Raw genomic sequence first — 15,684 nt, 5'->3', positions numbered from 1 at the left:
GCGCAGAGGATGAACGGCGAGCGGTGAAAACCCGCCGCGAGCGCGGCGGGGGAAGGGATTACAACCGTGTAGCGGTGGCTGCAGCCAGTTCAGCGAGCATTTTTTCGCTATCTTCCCAGCTCAGGCACGGGTCGGTAATCGACTGGCCCCAGGTCAGCGGCTGACCTGGGATCACTTTTTGCGTTCCTTCGGTGAGGAAGCTCTCCGCCATGATCCCGGCAATGGCGGTGGATCCATCGCGGATCTGCTGGCAGATATTGGCGCACACTTCCAACTGACGGCGATGCTGCTTCTGACAATTGCCGTGGCTGAAGTCGACGACCAGTTGCTCAGGGAGATCGAATTCCCGTAGCGCTTCACCGGCGGCGGCGATATCCGCTGCATGATAATTCGGCCGTTTACCGCCGCGCATAATGATATGGCCGTACGGGTTACCGCTGGTCTGGTAGATGGTCATCTGGCCTTGTTTATCCGGCGACAGGAACATATGGCTGGCGCGCGAGGCGCGTATCGCGTCGACCGCGATGCGGGTGTTGCCATCGGTACCGTTTTTAAAACCAACCGGGCAGGAGAGCGCCGAGGCCATCTCGCGGTGAATTTGGCTTTCGGTGGTGCGCGCGCCGATGGCGCCCCAGCTAATCAGATCGGCGATAAACTGTCCGGTCACCATATCCAGAAATTCGGTGGCGGTGGGGATACCCAGCTCGTTGACCTGCAGCAGCAGACGACGCGCCAGTTCAATGCCGTGGTTGACCCGGTAGCTGCCGTTGAGGTCAGGGTCGGAAATGAGTCCTTTCCAGCCCACGACGGTGCGCGGTTTTTCGAAATAGGTGCGCATGACAATTTCCAGCTGCGGCTGGTAACGTTCGCGCATGCCCTGCAGGCGGCGCGCATATTCCAGCGCCGCTTCGGGGTCGTGAATGGAGCAGGGGCCGATAATCACCAGCAGGCGGCGGTCTTCGCCGTTGAGGATCTTTTCAATCCGCCGGCGGGAAGCGGAGACGTGGGCGGCAACCTCGGCCGACACGGGATGGCGCTGCGCCAGTTCCGCGGGCGTTACCAGGCTTTCAATGCGCGCGGTACGCAATTCGTCTGTTTTATTCATTGGGGTCTCAAAAATCTGTTTCTTCCGCGGCGAAAATGCCGGGAAGTGATGCGCATCACGATAAACCAATCCCTGCTTATTGCAAGAGCAGGGCATGATCCTGTATAGGCCACGAGCGATAGCATAAACAAATTTTCAATAATGTACTAGTGTATTAGTACATCCTGCGATTTAGCCCCATGATATCCATGATTTTGGTGGCAATTTCCTCTACCGAATAGTTGGTACTGTTAAGGCAGGGGATCTTGTTTTTGCGATATAGCGCTTCGACTTCGGTTACTTCCATGCGGCACTGGCGCAATGAGGCGTAGCGGCTGTTTTCGCGGCGCTCTTCGCGGATTGCCGCCAGTCGCTCCGGGTTAATCGTCAGGCCGAACATCTTGTGCTGCAGCGGCTTTAACGAGGCCGGGAGAACCAGATTGTCCATATCGTCGGCGATAAAAGGGTAGTTAGCGGCACGAATACCATACTGCATGGCCAGGTACAGGCTGGTCGGCGTTTTACCGCAGCGCGAAACGCCGAGCAGGATCACCTGCGCCTGATCGAGATTGCGCAGCGAAATGCCGTCGTCATGGGCGAGCGTGTAATCGATGGCGGCGATACGCGCATCGTATTTAATCAGGTTACCGGGATTCAGGCCGTGGGTGCGGTGAGCCACCGGCGTAGGATCCAGATGTAATTCTTGCTGCAGCGGGGCTACCAGCGCCTGCACGATATCCTGACAAAAACCCTCGCTTTGCAAAATTATGTCGCGAATTTCGGGGATAACGATGGAATAGAAGACCAGCGGACGGATGCCGGTTTGTTGAAAAATGGCATCGATTTGCTCTTTTACCGCCCGGGCTCGACTGACATTTTCGACGAACGGCAATGTCACGCTACTGATGGCCACCGGGAATTGCGACATTACCGCATGGCCTAAAACTTCCGCCGTAATAGCGGTACCGTCAGAAATATAAAATACGTGGCGATCTACAGCACTGTCCATTTTGACCATCCGGTATAATTATCTAAAAGCAGAGTAAATTTAAGCACAGAGCTTTAACCTTTGTCTCACTTAAAAAAATGAAACGCTATTTTTGTTTTTAATGAAATGGCAGGTTCAGTTTCTGTTTTTGCACACTATTTGTATCAAATATCAATAGAATCCATTTTAATCATATAGTTAGGGAATTCCGGAAAACAATCCTAAAAACAGAAAATTAATTTGCTTGAACGATTCACCGTTTTTTTCAGCGGCATAAATATGTCAGGATGAATACCGTAGTCGATCGTGTGTTTTCTATAATTTGTATTAAATCACAAAAGGATTGTCTCGATGTCCAACAATGGCTCGTCACCGCTGGTGCTTTGGTATAACCAACTCGGCATGAATGATGTAGACAGAGTTGGGGGCAAAAATGCCTCCCTTGGTGAAATGATTACTAACCTGTCCGGTATGGGTGTCTCCGTGCCAAACGGGTTCGCCACCACCGCTGATGCTTTCGATCAGTTCCTGGACCAAAGCGGCGTTAACCAGCGCATTTATGCACTGCTGGATGAAACCGACATTGACGACGTTTCCGCATTAGCGAAAGCGGGCGCGCAGATCCGTCAGTGGATCATCGACACCCCCTTCCAGAGCGAACTGGAAAACGCGATTCGCGAAGCTTATGACCTACTGTCCGCCGATGACGCCGAGGCCTCGTTTGCCGTGCGTTCTTCGGCGACGGCGGAAGATATGCCGGATGCCTCCTTCGCCGGCCAGCAAGAGACATTCCTCAACGTGCAGGGCTTTGACGCCGTGCTCGTTGCCGTGAAGCACGTATTTGCTTCACTGTTTAACGATCGCGCGATCTCCTATCGCGTGCATCAGGGTTACGATCACCGCGGCGTGGCGCTATCCGCCGGGGTGCAGAGGATGGTGCGCTCCGACCTGGCCTCCTCCGGCGTGATGTTCTCCATCGATACCGAGTCCGGTTTCGACCAGGTGGTGTTTATCACCTCGGCGTGGGGGCTTGGCGAGATGGTGGTGCAGGGCGCGGTGAACCCGGACGAATTTTACGTTCACAAACCGACCCTGGCGGCTAACCGCCCGGCTATCGTGCGCCGTACCATGGGGTCGAAAAAAATCCGCATGGTGTACGCGCCGACTCAGGAACACGGCAAGCAGGTGCGGATTGAAGATGTGCCCCAGGCGCAGCGCGATGTTTTCTCGTTAACCAACGAGGAAGTGGAAGAGCTGGCGAAGCAGGCGGTGCAGATCGAGAAGCATTACGGCCGTCCGATGGATATCGAGTGGGCGAAAGATGGCCACACCGGTAAGCTGTTTATCGTCCAGGCGCGCCCGGAAACCGTCCGTTCACGCGGTCAGGTGATGGAGCGTTATACCCTGCATGCCCAGGGGCAGATCATCGCCGAAGGGCGAGCTATCGGCCACCGCATCGGCGCCGGCCCGGTTAAGGTTATTCACGATATCAGTGAGATGAACCGCATTGAGCCCGGCGACGTGCTGGTCACCGACATGACCGACCCGGATTGGGAACCGATCATGAAGAAAGCCTCGGCTATCGTCACCAACCGCGGCGGACGTACCTGTCACGCGGCGATTATCGCCCGTGAGCTGGGGATCCCGGCGGTGGTCGGCTGCGGCGATGCGACCGACCGTATCCAGGAAAACCAGAATGTCACCGTTTCCTGCGCCGAAGGCGACACCGGCTACGTCTACGCAGAGTTACTGGACTTCAGCGTGAAGAGCTCCAGCGTCGGCGAGATGCCGAACCTGCCGCTGAAGGTGATGATGAACGTCGGCAACCCGGATCGCGCCTTTGACTTCGCCTGCCTGCCGAATGAAGGCGTGGGGCTGGCGCGTCTGGAATTTATCATTAACCGCATGATTGGCGTTCACCCGCGCGCACTGCTGGAGTTTGACGACCAGGAGCCGGGCCTGCAGAACGAAATCCGCGAGCTGATGAAAGGCTACGACTCACCGAGAGAGTTCTACGTTGGCCGCCTGACCGAAGGGATCGCTACCCTTGGCGCCGCCTTCTACCCGAAACGGGTGATCGTGCGTTTGTCCGACTTTAAATCTAACGAATACGCCAACCTGGTGGGCGGCGAGCGTTACGAGCCGGAAGAAGAGAACCCGATGCTTGGCTTCCGCGGCGCCGGACGCTACGTTTCAGAAAGCTTCCGCGATTGCTTCGCGCTGGAGTGTGAAGCGATGAAACGCGTGCGTAACGACATGGGGCTGACCAACGTGGAAGTGATGGTGCCGTTCGTACGTACCGTCGCGCAGGCGAAAGCGGTGGTCGAAGAGCTGGAGCGTCAGGGGCTCAAGCGCGGCGAAAACGGGCTGAAGATCATCATGATGTGTGAAATCCCGTCGAACGCGCTGCTGGCGGAGCAGTTCCTCGAGTACTTCGATGGCTTCTCGATCGGTTCGAACGATATGACGCAGCTGGCGCTGGGCCTTGACCGCGACTCCGGCGTCGTGTCTGAGCTGTTTGATGAACGCAACGACGCGGTGAAAGCGCTGCTGTCGATGGCCATCCGCGCGGCGAAAAAACAGGGCAAATACGTGGGCATCTGCGGCCAGGGGCCGTCCGACCACGAAGACTTTGCCGCCTGGCTGATGGAAGAGGGGATCGATAGCCTGTCCCTGAACCCGGATACCGTGGTGCAAACCTGGTTAGGTCTGGCTGAACTGAATAAATAAGTTCAACGCGGCTAGCACAATCCCTGGCAGAGATGCCGGGGATTTTTTTGCCTTCAGCAACGTTTCGCTATTTGATTTTGACGTAAAAAAAAGCCCATCGTGGGAGATGGGCAAAGACTACACACAGCAATTCGTTGTTTCACTCAGGGGATTTCCATGCTTATAAATCAATATCTTGATCTATAACCGTGGGCTAATAGTAGGCATCAGGGCTGTTGGCGTCGATCGGATTCTTCTCAATAGTTAAATCAGTGTGAAGAATATGAGAGGTAAATATCGAGCTGGAACATGAATATGCCGGAAGTGGCGAGGGATTGATAAATTTAGCTTAAGTTTAAGGCGGGTTTCCCCGCCTTTCTGTTACTTTTCGCTTTTGTTATGGCTGGCATTAAGCTCGGCGAGTTCCGCCAGAACCAGATCGGGGTCCAGCGGCGGCGGCGGTACTTCTTGCACCCAGGCGTCGTAAAGACGCCAGGAGACGGCCAGCAGCACCGGGCCGATAAACAGGCCAATCATGCCGAAGGCGATCAGGCCGCCGATAACGCCGGAGAGGATCAGAATCATCGGCAGGTCGGCGCCCATGCGAATTAGCACCGGGCGAATCACGTTATCCATCGTACCCACCACGCAGCTCCACACCAGCAGCACCGTGCCCCAGGTCGTATCGCCGGTCCAGTACAGCCAGATAATCGAGGGCACCAGCACGATAAGCGGCCCCAGCTGTACCAGACAGGTGAAAATCATCACCACGGTCAACAGCGCGGCGTAAGGTACGCCGCTTATCGCCAGCCCGATACCGCCTAGAACCGCCTGCGCCAGCGCGGTGACAACCACGCCCAGCGCCACGGCGCGTACCGCCTGTCCGGCAAGGACCACCGCAGCATCGCCACGCTTTGAGGCCAGACGGGTTGCGAAGTAGCGGAAACCATAAGCGACGCGTTCGCCGCGCCAGTAAAGCAGGGCGCTGAACAACAGCATCAGTCCGCAGTAAACCAGCAGTTTACCAATATGCGCCGCCTGGCCGACAAACCAGGTGGTGGTGGCGCCGATATAAGGGCGGACCTTGGCCATAATCGCCGCGCCGCCCATCTCCAGCAGGCTATGCCAGGCGGAATAGAGTTTATCGCCGATCAGCGGAATCGAATTCAGCCAGGCGAAATCCGGTAGCGTCACCTGCCCGGTGCTGACGATTTTAATCAGCGGGGCGCTATTATCGACCAGACTATTCACCAGTAAGGCGATGGGAATGACAAATAATAAAAACAGCAGCAGCGTCATTACCAGCACCGCCAGCGCGCGTTTGCCGAACAGCAGCTTTTGCAGACGCAGCAGCACCGGCCAGGTGGCGATGACCACCGTACCGGCCCAGGCAAAAGAGAGAATAAATGGTTGCACAACCCACAGGCAGGAAATAATTATCAGGGACAAAAACAGCACCGACAGCAGAATTTGCGGTATGTCCCGGGGCTGATGTTGGTTAATCATAGAGAAAATTTACCTTTCCAGTCGCGTCTCAATGCTGACGCAGCGTAATTCCATGTACAGATAATAATATCAATAATTTCGCGCGCCTGATTTTGCCCGTAAATCTCGTGGGCGGATATGAAAAAAATGTGATAAAAAGTTGAGTGCGCCACGCAAACGTTTAATTTGCGCATTATTACATCATCTAAACACAACATATTCAGGCAGGGTCAAGCGTCATGATCCCACAGATTTCTCAAGCGCCGGGCGTCGTTCAACTGGTGCTGAATTTTTTGCAGGTACTGGAGCAACAAGGATTCACCGGCGATACCGCCACCAGCTATGCCGACCGGCTCACCATGGCGACCGATAACAGCGTCTATCAGCTGTTACCGGACGCCATTCTGTTTCCCCGTTCCACCGCGGACGTCGCTTTACTGGCGCGGCTGGCGGCGGAACCGCGCTTTCAATCGCTGATTTTTACCCCACGCGGCGGCGGTACCGGCACCAATGGTCAAGCGCTGAATGCGGGGATCATCGTCGATATGTCGCGCTATATGAACCGTATTATCGAAATCAATCCTGAAGAGGGGTGGGTGCGGGTCGAAGCCGGGGTAATCAAAGACCAGCTCAACCAGTTTCTTAAGCCCTACGGCTACTTCTTCGCGCCGGAACTGTCGACCAGTAACCGCGCGACGCTCGGCGGAATGATCAATACCGATGCTTCCGGACAGGGTTCATTGGTTTACGGTAAAACCTCCGATCATGTGCTTGGGGTGCGATCGGTACTGATGGGCGGCGATATCCTTGATACCTTGCCTATTCCCGCCGCGCTGGCGGAAACGCTGGGGCGAGAGCAGTCAGCGATTGGCCGCATCTATCGTACCGTCTATCTACGCTGTAAAGCGCAGCGTCAGCTGATCATCGATAAATTCCCGAAATTGAACCGCTTCCTGACCGGCTACGATCTGCGTCATGTCTTTAATGATGAGATGAGCGAGTTCGACCTGACGCGCATTCTGACCGGCTCCGAAGGCACGCTGGCATTTATCACCGAAGCGCGGCTCGATATTACGCGTCTACCGAAAGTGCGCCGCTTGGTCAACGTCAAGTATGACTCCTTTGATTCGGCGCTGCGTAACGCGCCCTTCATGGTTGAAGCGAAGGCGCTGTCGGTGGAGACCGTCGACTCGAAGGTGCTTAATCTGGCCCGCGAAGATATCGTCTGGCACTCGGTAAGCGAACTGATCGCCGATGTGCCGGATAAAGAGATGCTGGGTCTCAATATCGTTGAGTTTGCCGGGGATGATGCTGAATTAATCGACGGCCAGGTAACCACCCTGTGTCAGCGTCTTGATGAACTCATGTCGCAGGGCGCCGCGGGAGTCATTGGCTGGCAGGTCTGTCATGAACTGGATGGCGTCGAGCGCATCTATGCCATGCGTAAAAAGGCGGTTGGTCTGCTGGGCAACGCTAAAGGCGCAGCTAAACCGATTCCTTTTGCTGAAGATACCTGCGTGCCGCCGGAGCATCTGGCGGATTACATCACCGAGTTTCGTGCTTTACTCGACGGGCATGGCCTGAGCTACGGCATGTTTGGACACGTCGACGCCGGGGTGCTGCACGTTCGTCCGGCGTTGGATATGTGCGACCCGCAGCAGGAGGTGCTGATGAAGCAGATCTCCGATGAGGTGGTGGCGCTGACGGCCAAATATGGCGGCCTGCTGTGGGGCGAACACGGTAAAGGGTTCCGCGCCGAGTACAGTCCGGCCTTTTTTGGCGAGGAGTTATATAGCGAACTGCGTAAAGTGAAAGCGGCATTTGATCCGGACAACCGATTGAATCCGGGGAAAATTTGCCCACCTGAAGGCGTCGATGCGCCGATGATGAAAGTCGATGCGGTGAAGCGCGGCACCTACGATCGTCAAATTCCCATTGCCGTGCGTAGCGCCTGGCGTGGCGCGATGGAGTGTAACGGTAACGGTCTGTGCTTTAACTTCGATGTAAAAAGCCCGATGTGTCCGTCAATGAAGGTCAGTAATCAGCGCATTCATTCGCCGAAAGGCCGCGCGACGCTGGTGCGTGAATGGTTACGTCTGCTGGCCGACCGCGGGATAGACCCGAACAAACTGGAGCAAGAACTTCCGGAAAAAGGTGTGAGCCTGCGCGCTCTGATCGAGCGTACCCGTAATAGCTGGCATGCGCGTAAAGGCGAATATGATTTCTCGCATGAAGTGAAAGAGGCGATGTCCGGCTGCCTGGCCTGTAAGGCCTGTTCAACCCAGTGCCCGATTAAGATCGACGTGCCGGAATTCCGCTCCCGCTTCCTGCAGCTGTATCACAGCCGCTACCTGCGCCCGGTACGCGATCATCTGGTGGCGACGGTCGAATCGTACGCGCCGCTGATGGCCCAGGCGCCGAAAACATTCAACTTCTTTATCAATCAGCCGTGGATGCGCAAGCTGTCGGAAAAACACATCGGCATGGTCGATCTGCCGCTGCTCTCCGTACCGTCGCTCAAGCAGCAGCTGGCAGGCCATCGCTCCGCCAATACCACGCTTGAGGATCTGGAAGCAATGAGCGTCGAACAGCGCGCGAAGAGAGTGCTGGTGGTGCAGGATCCGTTTACCAGCTACTACGAAGCGCAGGTGGTGGCTGACTTTGTCCGCCTGATTGAAAAAGTCGGCTATCAGCCGGTACTGTTGCCGTTCTCACCGAACGGTAAAGCGCAGCATATCAAGGGGTTCCTGACGCGCTTCGCGCGCACGGCGCAGAAAACCGCTGATTTCCTCAACCGCGTAGCGCAGCTGGATATACCGATGGTTGGCGTCGACCCGGCGCTGGTGCTTTGCTATCGCGATGAATATAACCAGACGCTGGGCGAGAAACGCGGCGATTTTCGCGTGATGCTGGCGCATGAATGGCTGACCGAGGCGATAGCGCCTTCAGCCGGGCGGGACAACAGCGGCGAACCCTGGTACCTGTTTGGCCATTGCACCGAAGTGACGGCGCTACCGGCCGCGCCTAAACAGTGGGCAGAGATCTTTGCCCGTTGCGGGGCGAAAATGGAGTACATCAGTACGGGTTGCTGCGGCATGGCTGGCACCTACGGCCACGAAGTGAAAAACCACGCCAACTCGCTGGCGATTTACGCGCTTTCCTGGCAGCAGGCGATGGCGCGTTTACCGCGCGGTCGCTGTCTGGCCACCGGCTATTCCTGCCGAAGCCAGGTGAAGCGTATCGAAGGTAGCGGGGTTCGTCACCCGCTGCAGGCTCTGCTGGAGATTATGGGATGATTTGGAAACGTCAGGCTTCGCTGCCGCAGCTTAACGCGATGGGCGAGGGAAACATGGTTGGCCTGTTGGATATTCACTTTGTGTCCATCAGCGATAACGCGATTGAAGCGACGATGCCGGTGGATCACCGTACACATCAGCCTTTTGGTCTGCTACACGGCGGCGCATCGGTGGTTCTGGCTGAAACCCTTGGCTCGGTCGCGGGCTATCTGTGTACCGAAGGAGAACAAAAAGTGGTCGGCCTGGAAGTCAATGCCAACCATATTCGTTCGGTGCGCAGCGGGCGGGTGCGAGGGGTTTGTACCGCCTTGCATGTTGGCTCTCGCCATCAGGTGTGGCAAATCGATATCACCGATGAGCAGGGGCGACTGTGCTGCTCCTCACGGCTGACCACCGCCGTGGTGTAACGGTCTCCACATTATTTTAAGGGGATGCGCTTGCATCCCCTTCTTGTTATTGCGTTTCGTCCTTGATGACCTCGCTGGCGCCGTTTTTCTGCACCGAGGCGATACCCTTTTTAGCCGCATCTTTCGACGAGTACATCTCGCTGGTGGCGATGGTCTCATGGTTGTCAGCCTTCAGCAGAAAATACCACGGCTGCGAGACACTCTTTTCAGACTTTTTCAGTACGTAATATCCCATTTCTCACTCCTTCGGCGTTAACGAGCACTGAATAATCTGTAGACCATGGCTAACGGCACGGCAAGCAATCATCTAATAAATATATATTTGTTAAATCATTCGTTATAATTATGCTACTATTTTAATTACGAATTACATTCACGGTAACAAAGAGGACGGAGTTAACCATGGGTATCATTTCCTGGATCATTTTTGGTTTGATCGCTGGTATTTTGGCTAAGTGGATTATGCCGGGCAAAGACGGCGGTGGATTTATTGTCACCGTGATCCTCGGTATTATCGGTGCGGTAGTCGGTGGCTGGATCAGTACGTTATTCGGCTTTGGCAAAGTTGACGGTTTTAACTTCGGTAGCTTTGTCGTGGCGGTAATTGGCGCACTTGTGGTGCTGTTTATCTACCGTAAAGTGAAGAGCTAATACGCCGAGCGCTTATTCACGCTGAGACAGCAAACCGCCGTGAATCACGGCGGTTTTTTTGTGCTCATGATAGCCGCAAGCAAACAAAAAAAGCCCGCTGGATACCGGCGGGCGAACCCATTTTGGCAAATTTTTCGGATGCTTCCTTACAAAGGGCGTAAACACCGTTTTGCCGGATGTTAAGGCGCAGCCCGACCGCTTCCCGGCTGGAGAAGCGGCTGGACAATTTTATGCCCAATTCAGTGGTAAAATAAGCTAACAAAAACGGTAGGGGAAGGGGGGATGGTTACTCCAGTAACACGCTCATCACCAGCAGCACTACCATGCACATCGACATAATACTGATATCAATCATCCTGTAAGACACAAGCTCCCGTAAATAATAGCCCAGCGTTGCTCCGGCAAGTATTCATCAACGACGTCAATTGTACATGAGTAAACGCAGACTTAACCAACCCTGCTTTTAAGAATTAACTCACTTCATCACAAAATTGAATCGTTCTGCAAACAAGGCTTGCTATTAATTGCCAGCAGCGTCGATTGGCGCTTTGGGGAAAATCTGTAGTCGGGCTTCGGATGTGTAAAATGGAATCAGCAGAAAAGCTAAACCTGCACCACCGGTTGCATACTGCACTGCCAGATCGGCGCTGCGGGTGATAAATATTTGATGACCTCCCCAACTACAAGCCACGCTCATATCCGGCGTACAGTTTTTCCATTTGCTCAGTAACTCGCCACTTTTTGTCAGGTATAAGTACTTCTTGTCCGAACCCGATGGCGGCGCCGCGGATTCGGCTAACAGGATGAACGTTTGAGTGCTTACTACTTTCCCTTGTCCGTCTAACGATGAGGCCTGTAGCGTTGCGGTAGGGTAGTTGAAGCGTAATTCAACGGTTGCGGCATTTTTATCACTGACGTAAAAAACCTGCGTTAAATTATCCGCGCCCCAATACTTTCCGCCGCTGGATTGAAGCGGTTTGATCTTAAATCGATATACGTTCTGCGTGCGTATATCCTGGCGCTGGGAGTATTCGGCATTGTATTGCGCGCTTTGCGGCGCGTTAACCGAGCAGCCGGTAAGTAACCCCATTAATATTAATGCTGAAATTTTGCGCATGCCTTCCCCGTCCATCATTCATCTATTGCCGCCGGTTGATTATGCCCGTTAAGCCAAACGATAAAAAACGCAGAACGCTACCAAACTCGGTAGGTCGTTGCATCACGCGCCATCTGTCATATAGTTAAAATAAGTGGTGGCACGCTTGTTATTGCATCATGGAACAGAGAGGGAGATATGACAATTACGCTTTGCAAAGCTTGCGGTACCTCCTATGAATTTAGCGAAGGCCCTGCACAACAACATTGCCCGATCTGCGAAGACGAGCGTCAATTTGTTCCTGTGGGCGGGCAGCAGTGGATTACGTTAAATAAGCTTACCGCATCGCATAACAATAAGTGGCAGCAGCATAACAGTGGGCTTTTTAGCATTCGCACCATCCCCAGTTTTGCCATTAACCAGCGTGCATTTCTGCTGCGTACGCCGCAGGGCAATATTCTGTGGGACTGCATCGCCAACCTCGATGAGGCGACAAAAACGCTGGTTTCCGCGCTGGGCGGCCTGAAGGCCATCGCTATCTCACATCCGCATTACTACAGTTGTATGCAGGATTGGGCGGCGGAGTTCAAGGCGCCAATCTATCTGCATGGGGATGACCGCCAGTGGGTCATGCGCGACAGCCCGTGGATTACCTTCTGGGAGGGCGATAGTCTGCAACTGACGGCCGATGCCAGTCTGATCCGCCTTGGTGGGCATTTTGCTGGTGGCTGCGTCCTGCACTGGGCGCAGGGCGACGGCCTGCTATTATCCGGCGATATAGTCCAGGTTGCGCCGGGAGCTAACGCCGTTTCTTTCATGTGGAGTTATCCCAATATGCTGCCGCTGCCGGCTGCCACGGTGAGTGATATCCTCCGACGTCTCGACGGGGTGAAGTTTAGTCAAATCTACGGCGCGTTTGAAGGGCGGGAAATTCTGGTTAATGCCCAAGAAATCGTACGTCAATCGGGGAAAAAGTATGTGGCATGTTTGGCCAGACATAGCGTCTAGTTATGCCGGGCTCTCTTTAGGACGAAAAAAACTGAATCGGAAGTATTCTTGAACCAGTAATATGCCCGGCGAAAGTTCATGAGGAATTGGCCATGAATATTTCTGGTCTTGAGCGACACTTATTATTTTGTGTCAATGTTTCTGGTTTATTTACCACAAAAATGATAATCGATAGTCTGCATTGGGCATTGCTTGTAGCGGTTTTTTACAATGGGGTTTATATCATTGTTTTCTTCGCCAGCGAGTCACTTACCGTGGTGCAATAAATATTCTATGGAAAAGTCATTAAAGGCATGGCGAAGAGCGTCAGCGTGGGGGGCGTTTCTTGTTGTGTCTGTATGCCCCTGTGACGGGGCATGATTGAAAATTATAATGGAAAGTCTTTTGATAGAAGTGGGGAATAATATTTGAGTTATTAATATTTCTTTTTGAATGTGTTTTTTTGTTTTTTTCGATCCTTGATATAGGAGATGAAAACAGCAACGGCAAGTAACAAAAGAATTATCACAATAATAACGAAAAATAAATTTTCCATTTGAGATATCCTCAGGAATGAAGATCGGCGATTTTATTGTTATGGCGAAGAATCTACCTCTCTACCAGGAAAAATCCTAGTAAAAAATACGCGTCAGATAACAAAAAGTATAACCGAATGATGGTTCATAATAGAGGTGGCATTAAATTCCGAATTCCAGCGGCAGAAACGCTATTTTCTATAGCTAATTACTATTATTTCCCTTTGATGACATCCTGAAGGCACAAGCGTTCTCAATCCTGGCGCTGAAAAGAAAGCTGCCTGTGGCTACCACATAGACGGGCCTTTTGCCTATTCAATAAATAGGTATTTTCGATACATCTTTCTTCATTGCCACTTTATCTACGCGCTTATCCTAATAACTTATTATTTATCAATCTATTAATTGCAAAAAATGCGGCCTGATAACCTCTCGACCAGGGTCTATGCTTATAGAAAAGCGTAAAAAGGGGCGAAATGGCCGAATACCCCTGTTCCCGCAGGGTTGAAGTGATAATCATTATCACTAACATGAGGGTAGGGCCCGATAGCGGCAATCGATGAGGTAGAGCGATGGAATTACAAACAAGCACCTTTAATCCCGACGATTTTAACTGGCAGGGGCTGACGATGACCCCCGCGGCGGCGGCCCATATCCGCGAACTGATGCATAAACAGCCGGACAAGCAGGGGCTACGTCTGGGAATCAAAACCAGCGGCTGCGCCGGTTTTGGCTACGTGCTGGAGATGATTGCCGAACCGGCGGACGACGACCTGCTGTTTGAGCGCGACGGCGCGAAGCTGTTTGCGCCGCTGCAGGCGATGCCGTTTATTGATGGCACCGAACTGGATTATGTTCGCGAAGGCTTAAATGAAATATTCAAGTTTCATAACCCGAAAGCGCAGCACGAATGCGGCTGCGGCGAAAGCTTCGGGGTGCAGGCGGAGTAACTATGTCTCGAAATACTGAAGCAACTGACGATGTCAAAAGCTGGACCGGCGGCCCGCTCAACTATAAAGAAGGCTTCTTTACTCAGCTACAAACCGATGAGCTGGCCAAAGGCATTAACGAAGAGGTGGTTCGCGCGATTTCCGCGCGTCGTAATGAACCGGATTGGATGCTCGAATTTCGTCTCAACGCTTTTAAGGCGTGGCAGGAGATGGAAGAGCCGCACTGGCTGAAAGCGCATTACGATAAGCTCAATTATCAGGATTACAGCTACTACTCGGCGCCATCCTGCGGTAACTGCGATGACACCTGCGCCTCGGAACCCGGCGCGGTACAGCAAACCGGGGCGAATACCTTCCTGACGAATGAAGTCGAGGAAGCCTTTAACCTGCTTGGCGTACCGGTGCGTGAAGGCAAAGAAGTGGCGGTGGACGCCATTTTCGACTCGGTATCGGTGGCGACCACCTACCGCGAGAAGCTGGCGGAGCAGGGGATCATCTTCTGCTCCTTTGGCGAAGCGATTCACGATCATCCAGAACTGGTGAAAAAGTACCTTGGTACCGTAGTGCCGGGCAACGACAACTTTTTCGCCGCGCTGAACGCCGCGGTCGCCTCTGATGGCACCTTTATCTACGTGCCGAAAGGCGTGCGCTGCCCAATGGAACTGTCGACCTATTTCCGTATTAACGCCGAGAAAACCGGCCAGTTTGAACGTACGATTCTGGTCGCCGACGAAGGTAGCTATGTGAGCTATATCGAAGGCTGCTCGGCGCCGGTACGCGACAGCTATCAGCTGCACGCGGCGGTGGTGGAAGTCATCATCCATAAAGATGCAGAAGTGAAGTACTCCACCGTGCAGAATTGGTTCCCCGGCGATAACAATACCGGCGGCATCCTTAACTTCGTCACCAAGCGCGCGCTGTGCGAAGGCGAAAACAGCAAGATGTCGTGGACCCAGTCGGAAACCGGTTCGGCTATTACCTGGAAATACCCGAGCTGCATCCTGCGCGGCGATAACTCGATCGGCGAATTCTTCTCGGTGGCGCTGACCAGCGGCCATCAGCAGGCGGATACCGGGACCAAAATGATTCATATCGGCAAGAACACCCGCTCGACCATTATCTCAAAAGGGATCTCCGCCGGACACAGCCAGAACAGCTATCGCGGGCTGGTCAAAATTATGCCGACCGCCACTAACGCCCGTAACTTCACCCAGTGCGATTCGATGCTGATCGGCCCGGACTGCGGGGCGCATACCTTCCCCTATGTTGAATGCCGCAATAACAGCGCCCAGCTGGAACACGAAGCCACCACCTCGCGTATTGGCGAAGATCAGCTGTTCTACTGTCTGCAGCGCGGCATTAGCGAAGATGATGCGATCTCGATGATCGTCAATGGATTCTGTAAAGACGTGTTCTCAGAATTGCCCCTGGAGTTCGCCGTCGAAGCGCAAAAATTGCTGGCTATTAGCCTTGAACATAGCGTCGGCTGATAATT

14 protein-coding genes and 1 other RNA gene are annotated in these 15,684 nt (G+C 53.7%); 8 read left to right on the top strand and 7 right to left on the bottom strand.

Annotated elements, in window-relative coordinates; translation table 11 throughout:
• Positions 1-58: 58 nt before the first annotated feature.
• Positions 59-1,105: a 3-deoxy-7-phosphoheptulonate synthase AroH gene (aroH, locus tag KGA69_RS20265; RefSeq protein WP_045396219.1), complete on the bottom strand. Its 1,047-nt coding sequence runs from the start codon at positions 1,103-1,105 to the stop codon at positions 59-61.
• 154 nt (positions 1,106-1,259) lie between these two features.
• On the bottom strand, positions 1,260-2,093 hold the full coding sequence (locus tag KGA69_RS20260; RefSeq protein WP_015367027.1) for a posphoenolpyruvate synthetase regulatory kinase/phosphorylase PpsR: 834 nt from the start codon (positions 2,091-2,093) through the stop codon (positions 1,260-1,262).
• 330 nt (positions 2,094-2,423) lie between these two features.
• Between KGA69_RS20260 and ppsA the strand changes: the two genes are divergently transcribed.
• Positions 2,424-4,802, top strand: coding sequence for a phosphoenolpyruvate synthase (ppsA, locus tag KGA69_RS20255; protein WP_015367026.1), 2,379 nt, complete (start codon positions 2,424-2,426; stop codon positions 4,800-4,802).
• Between the two features lie 82 nt (positions 4,803-4,884).
• On the opposite strand, the gene rprA is transcribed toward ppsA, so the two are convergent.
• Positions 4,885-4,992: antisense sRNA RprA (gene rprA / locus KGA69_RS20250), an RNA gene on the bottom strand.
• A gap of 170 nt (positions 4,993-5,162) precedes the next feature.
• Positions 5,163-6,287 (bottom strand): AI-2E family transporter YdiK, encoded by a 1,125-nt coding sequence (gene ydiK, locus KGA69_RS20245; protein ID WP_045396076.1) that lies wholly within the window; start codon positions 6,285-6,287, stop codon positions 5,163-5,165.
• A gap of 218 nt (positions 6,288-6,505) precedes the next feature.
• Between ydiK and KGA69_RS20240 the strand changes: the two genes are divergently transcribed.
• Both KGA69_RS20240 and menI read left to right on the top strand, forming a co-directional pair.
• Entirely contained in the window at positions 6,506-9,562 is a 3,057-nt protein-coding gene (locus tag KGA69_RS20240) for a D-2-hydroxyglutarate dehydrogenase YdiJ (protein ID WP_047050193.1), read from the top strand.
• Positions 9,559-9,969, top strand: coding sequence for a 1,4-dihydroxy-2-naphthoyl-CoA hydrolase (gene menI / locus KGA69_RS20235; RefSeq protein ID WP_045396082.1), 411 nt, complete (start codon positions 9,559-9,561; stop codon positions 9,967-9,969). The genes KGA69_RS20240 and menI overlap by 4 nt, the downstream gene beginning before the upstream one ends.
• Positions 9,970-10,015: 46 nt before the next feature.
• On the opposite strand, the gene KGA69_RS20230 is transcribed toward menI, so the two are convergent.
• A complete protein-coding gene (locus tag KGA69_RS20230; protein WP_045396087.1) occupies positions 10,016-10,204 on the bottom strand; it encodes a YegP family protein in 189 nt (62 codons plus the stop codon).
• 167 nt (positions 10,205-10,371) lie between these two features.
• Here KGA69_RS20230 and KGA69_RS20225 point away from each other — a divergent pair, with 167 nt between their 5' ends.
• Positions 10,372-10,620 carry a GlsB/YeaQ/YmgE family stress response membrane protein gene (locus tag KGA69_RS20225; RefSeq protein WP_020079088.1) on the top strand — a complete coding sequence of 83 codons (249 nt, stop codon included), beginning with the start codon at positions 10,372-10,374 and terminating at the stop codon, positions 10,618-10,620.
• 520 nt (positions 10,621-11,140) lie between these two features.
• Here KGA69_RS20225 and KGA69_RS20220 read toward each other — a convergent pair.
• Positions 11,141-11,737 carry a hypothetical protein gene (locus tag KGA69_RS20220; RefSeq protein WP_045396221.1) on the bottom strand — a complete coding sequence of 199 codons (597 nt, stop codon included), beginning with the start codon at positions 11,735-11,737 and terminating at the stop codon, positions 11,141-11,143.
• A gap of 177 nt (positions 11,738-11,914) precedes the next feature.
• Between KGA69_RS20220 and KGA69_RS20215 the strand changes: the two genes are divergently transcribed.
• A complete protein-coding gene (locus KGA69_RS20215; protein WP_045396090.1) occupies positions 11,915-12,724 on the top strand; it encodes an MBL fold metallo-hydrolase in 810 nt (269 codons plus the stop codon).
• A gap of 92 nt (positions 12,725-12,816) precedes the next feature.
• The gene (locus KGA69_RS20210; protein WP_155956331.1) at positions 12,817-12,990 is read left to right on the top strand and encodes a hypothetical protein; all 174 of its coding nucleotides are present in this window, start codon (positions 12,817-12,819) and stop codon (positions 12,988-12,990) included.
• A gap of 149 nt (positions 12,991-13,139) precedes the next feature.
• Here KGA69_RS20210 and KGA69_RS20205 read toward each other — a convergent pair whose 3' ends face one another.
• Complete coding sequence (locus KGA69_RS20205) at positions 13,140-13,259, bottom strand: small membrane protein (protein WP_152906392.1); 120 nt, start codon at positions 13,257-13,259, stop codon at positions 13,140-13,142.
• A 552-nt stretch (positions 13,260-13,811) separates the two neighbouring features.
• Between KGA69_RS20205 and sufA the strand changes: the two genes are divergently transcribed.
• Complete coding sequence (gene sufA, locus KGA69_RS20200; protein ID WP_045396094.1) at positions 13,812-14,189, top strand: Fe-S cluster assembly scaffold SufA; 378 nt, start codon at positions 13,812-13,814, stop codon at positions 14,187-14,189.
• Between the two features lie 2 nt (positions 14,190-14,191).
• Positions 14,192-15,679, top strand: a complete 1,488-nt coding sequence (sufB, locus tag KGA69_RS20195; protein WP_045396097.1) for a Fe-S cluster assembly protein SufB — start codon at positions 14,192-14,194, stop codon at positions 15,677-15,679.
• Positions 15,680-15,684 lie beyond the last annotated feature (5 nt).

This window comes from Klebsiella sp. A52 (genome assembly GCF_018388785.1).
Lineage (GTDB): Bacteria > Pseudomonadota > Gammaproteobacteria > Enterobacterales > Enterobacteriaceae > Klebsiella > Klebsiella aerogenes.
The sequence above is the reverse complement of the archived record's forward strand: the minus strand, read 5'-3'. Positions and strand labels throughout refer to the sequence as shown.

Coding starts and splice junctions, on each gene's coding strand:
- aroH (WP_045396219.1), bottom strand. CDS start 1,105: ATGAATAAAACAGACGAATTGCGTACCGCGCGCATTGAAAGCCTGGTA.
- KGA69_RS20260 (WP_015367027.1), bottom strand. CDS start 2,093: ATGGACAGTGCTGTAGATCGCCACGTATTTTATATTTCTGACGGTACC.
- ppsA (WP_015367026.1), top strand. CDS start 2,424: ATGTCCAACAATGGCTCGTCACCGCTGGTGCTTTGGTATAACCAACTC.
- ydiK (WP_045396076.1), bottom strand. CDS start 6,287: ATGATTAACCAACATCAGCCCCGGGACATACCGCAAATTCTGCTGTCG.
- KGA69_RS20240 (WP_047050193.1), top strand. CDS start 6,506: ATGATCCCACAGATTTCTCAAGCGCCGGGCGTCGTTCAACTGGTGCTG.
- menI (WP_045396082.1), top strand. CDS start 9,559: ATGATTTGGAAACGTCAGGCTTCGCTGCCGCAGCTTAACGCGATGGGC.
- KGA69_RS20230 (WP_045396087.1), bottom strand. CDS start 10,204: ATGGGATATTACGTACTGAAAAAGTCTGAAAAGAGTGTCTCGCAGCCG.
- KGA69_RS20225 (WP_020079088.1), top strand. CDS start 10,372: ATGGGTATCATTTCCTGGATCATTTTTGGTTTGATCGCTGGTATTTTG.
- KGA69_RS20220 (WP_045396221.1), bottom strand. CDS start 11,737: ATGCGCAAAATTTCAGCATTAATATTAATGGGGTTACTTACCGGCTGC.
- KGA69_RS20215 (WP_045396090.1), top strand. CDS start 11,915: ATGACAATTACGCTTTGCAAAGCTTGCGGTACCTCCTATGAATTTAGC.
- KGA69_RS20210 (WP_155956331.1), top strand. CDS start 12,817: ATGAATATTTCTGGTCTTGAGCGACACTTATTATTTTGTGTCAATGTT.
- KGA69_RS20205 (WP_152906392.1), bottom strand. CDS start 13,259: ATGGAAAATTTATTTTTCGTTATTATTGTGATAATTCTTTTGTTACTT.
- sufA (WP_045396094.1), top strand. CDS start 13,812: ATGGAATTACAAACAAGCACCTTTAATCCCGACGATTTTAACTGGCAG.
- sufB (WP_045396097.1), top strand. CDS start 14,192: ATGTCTCGAAATACTGAAGCAACTGACGATGTCAAAAGCTGGACCGGC.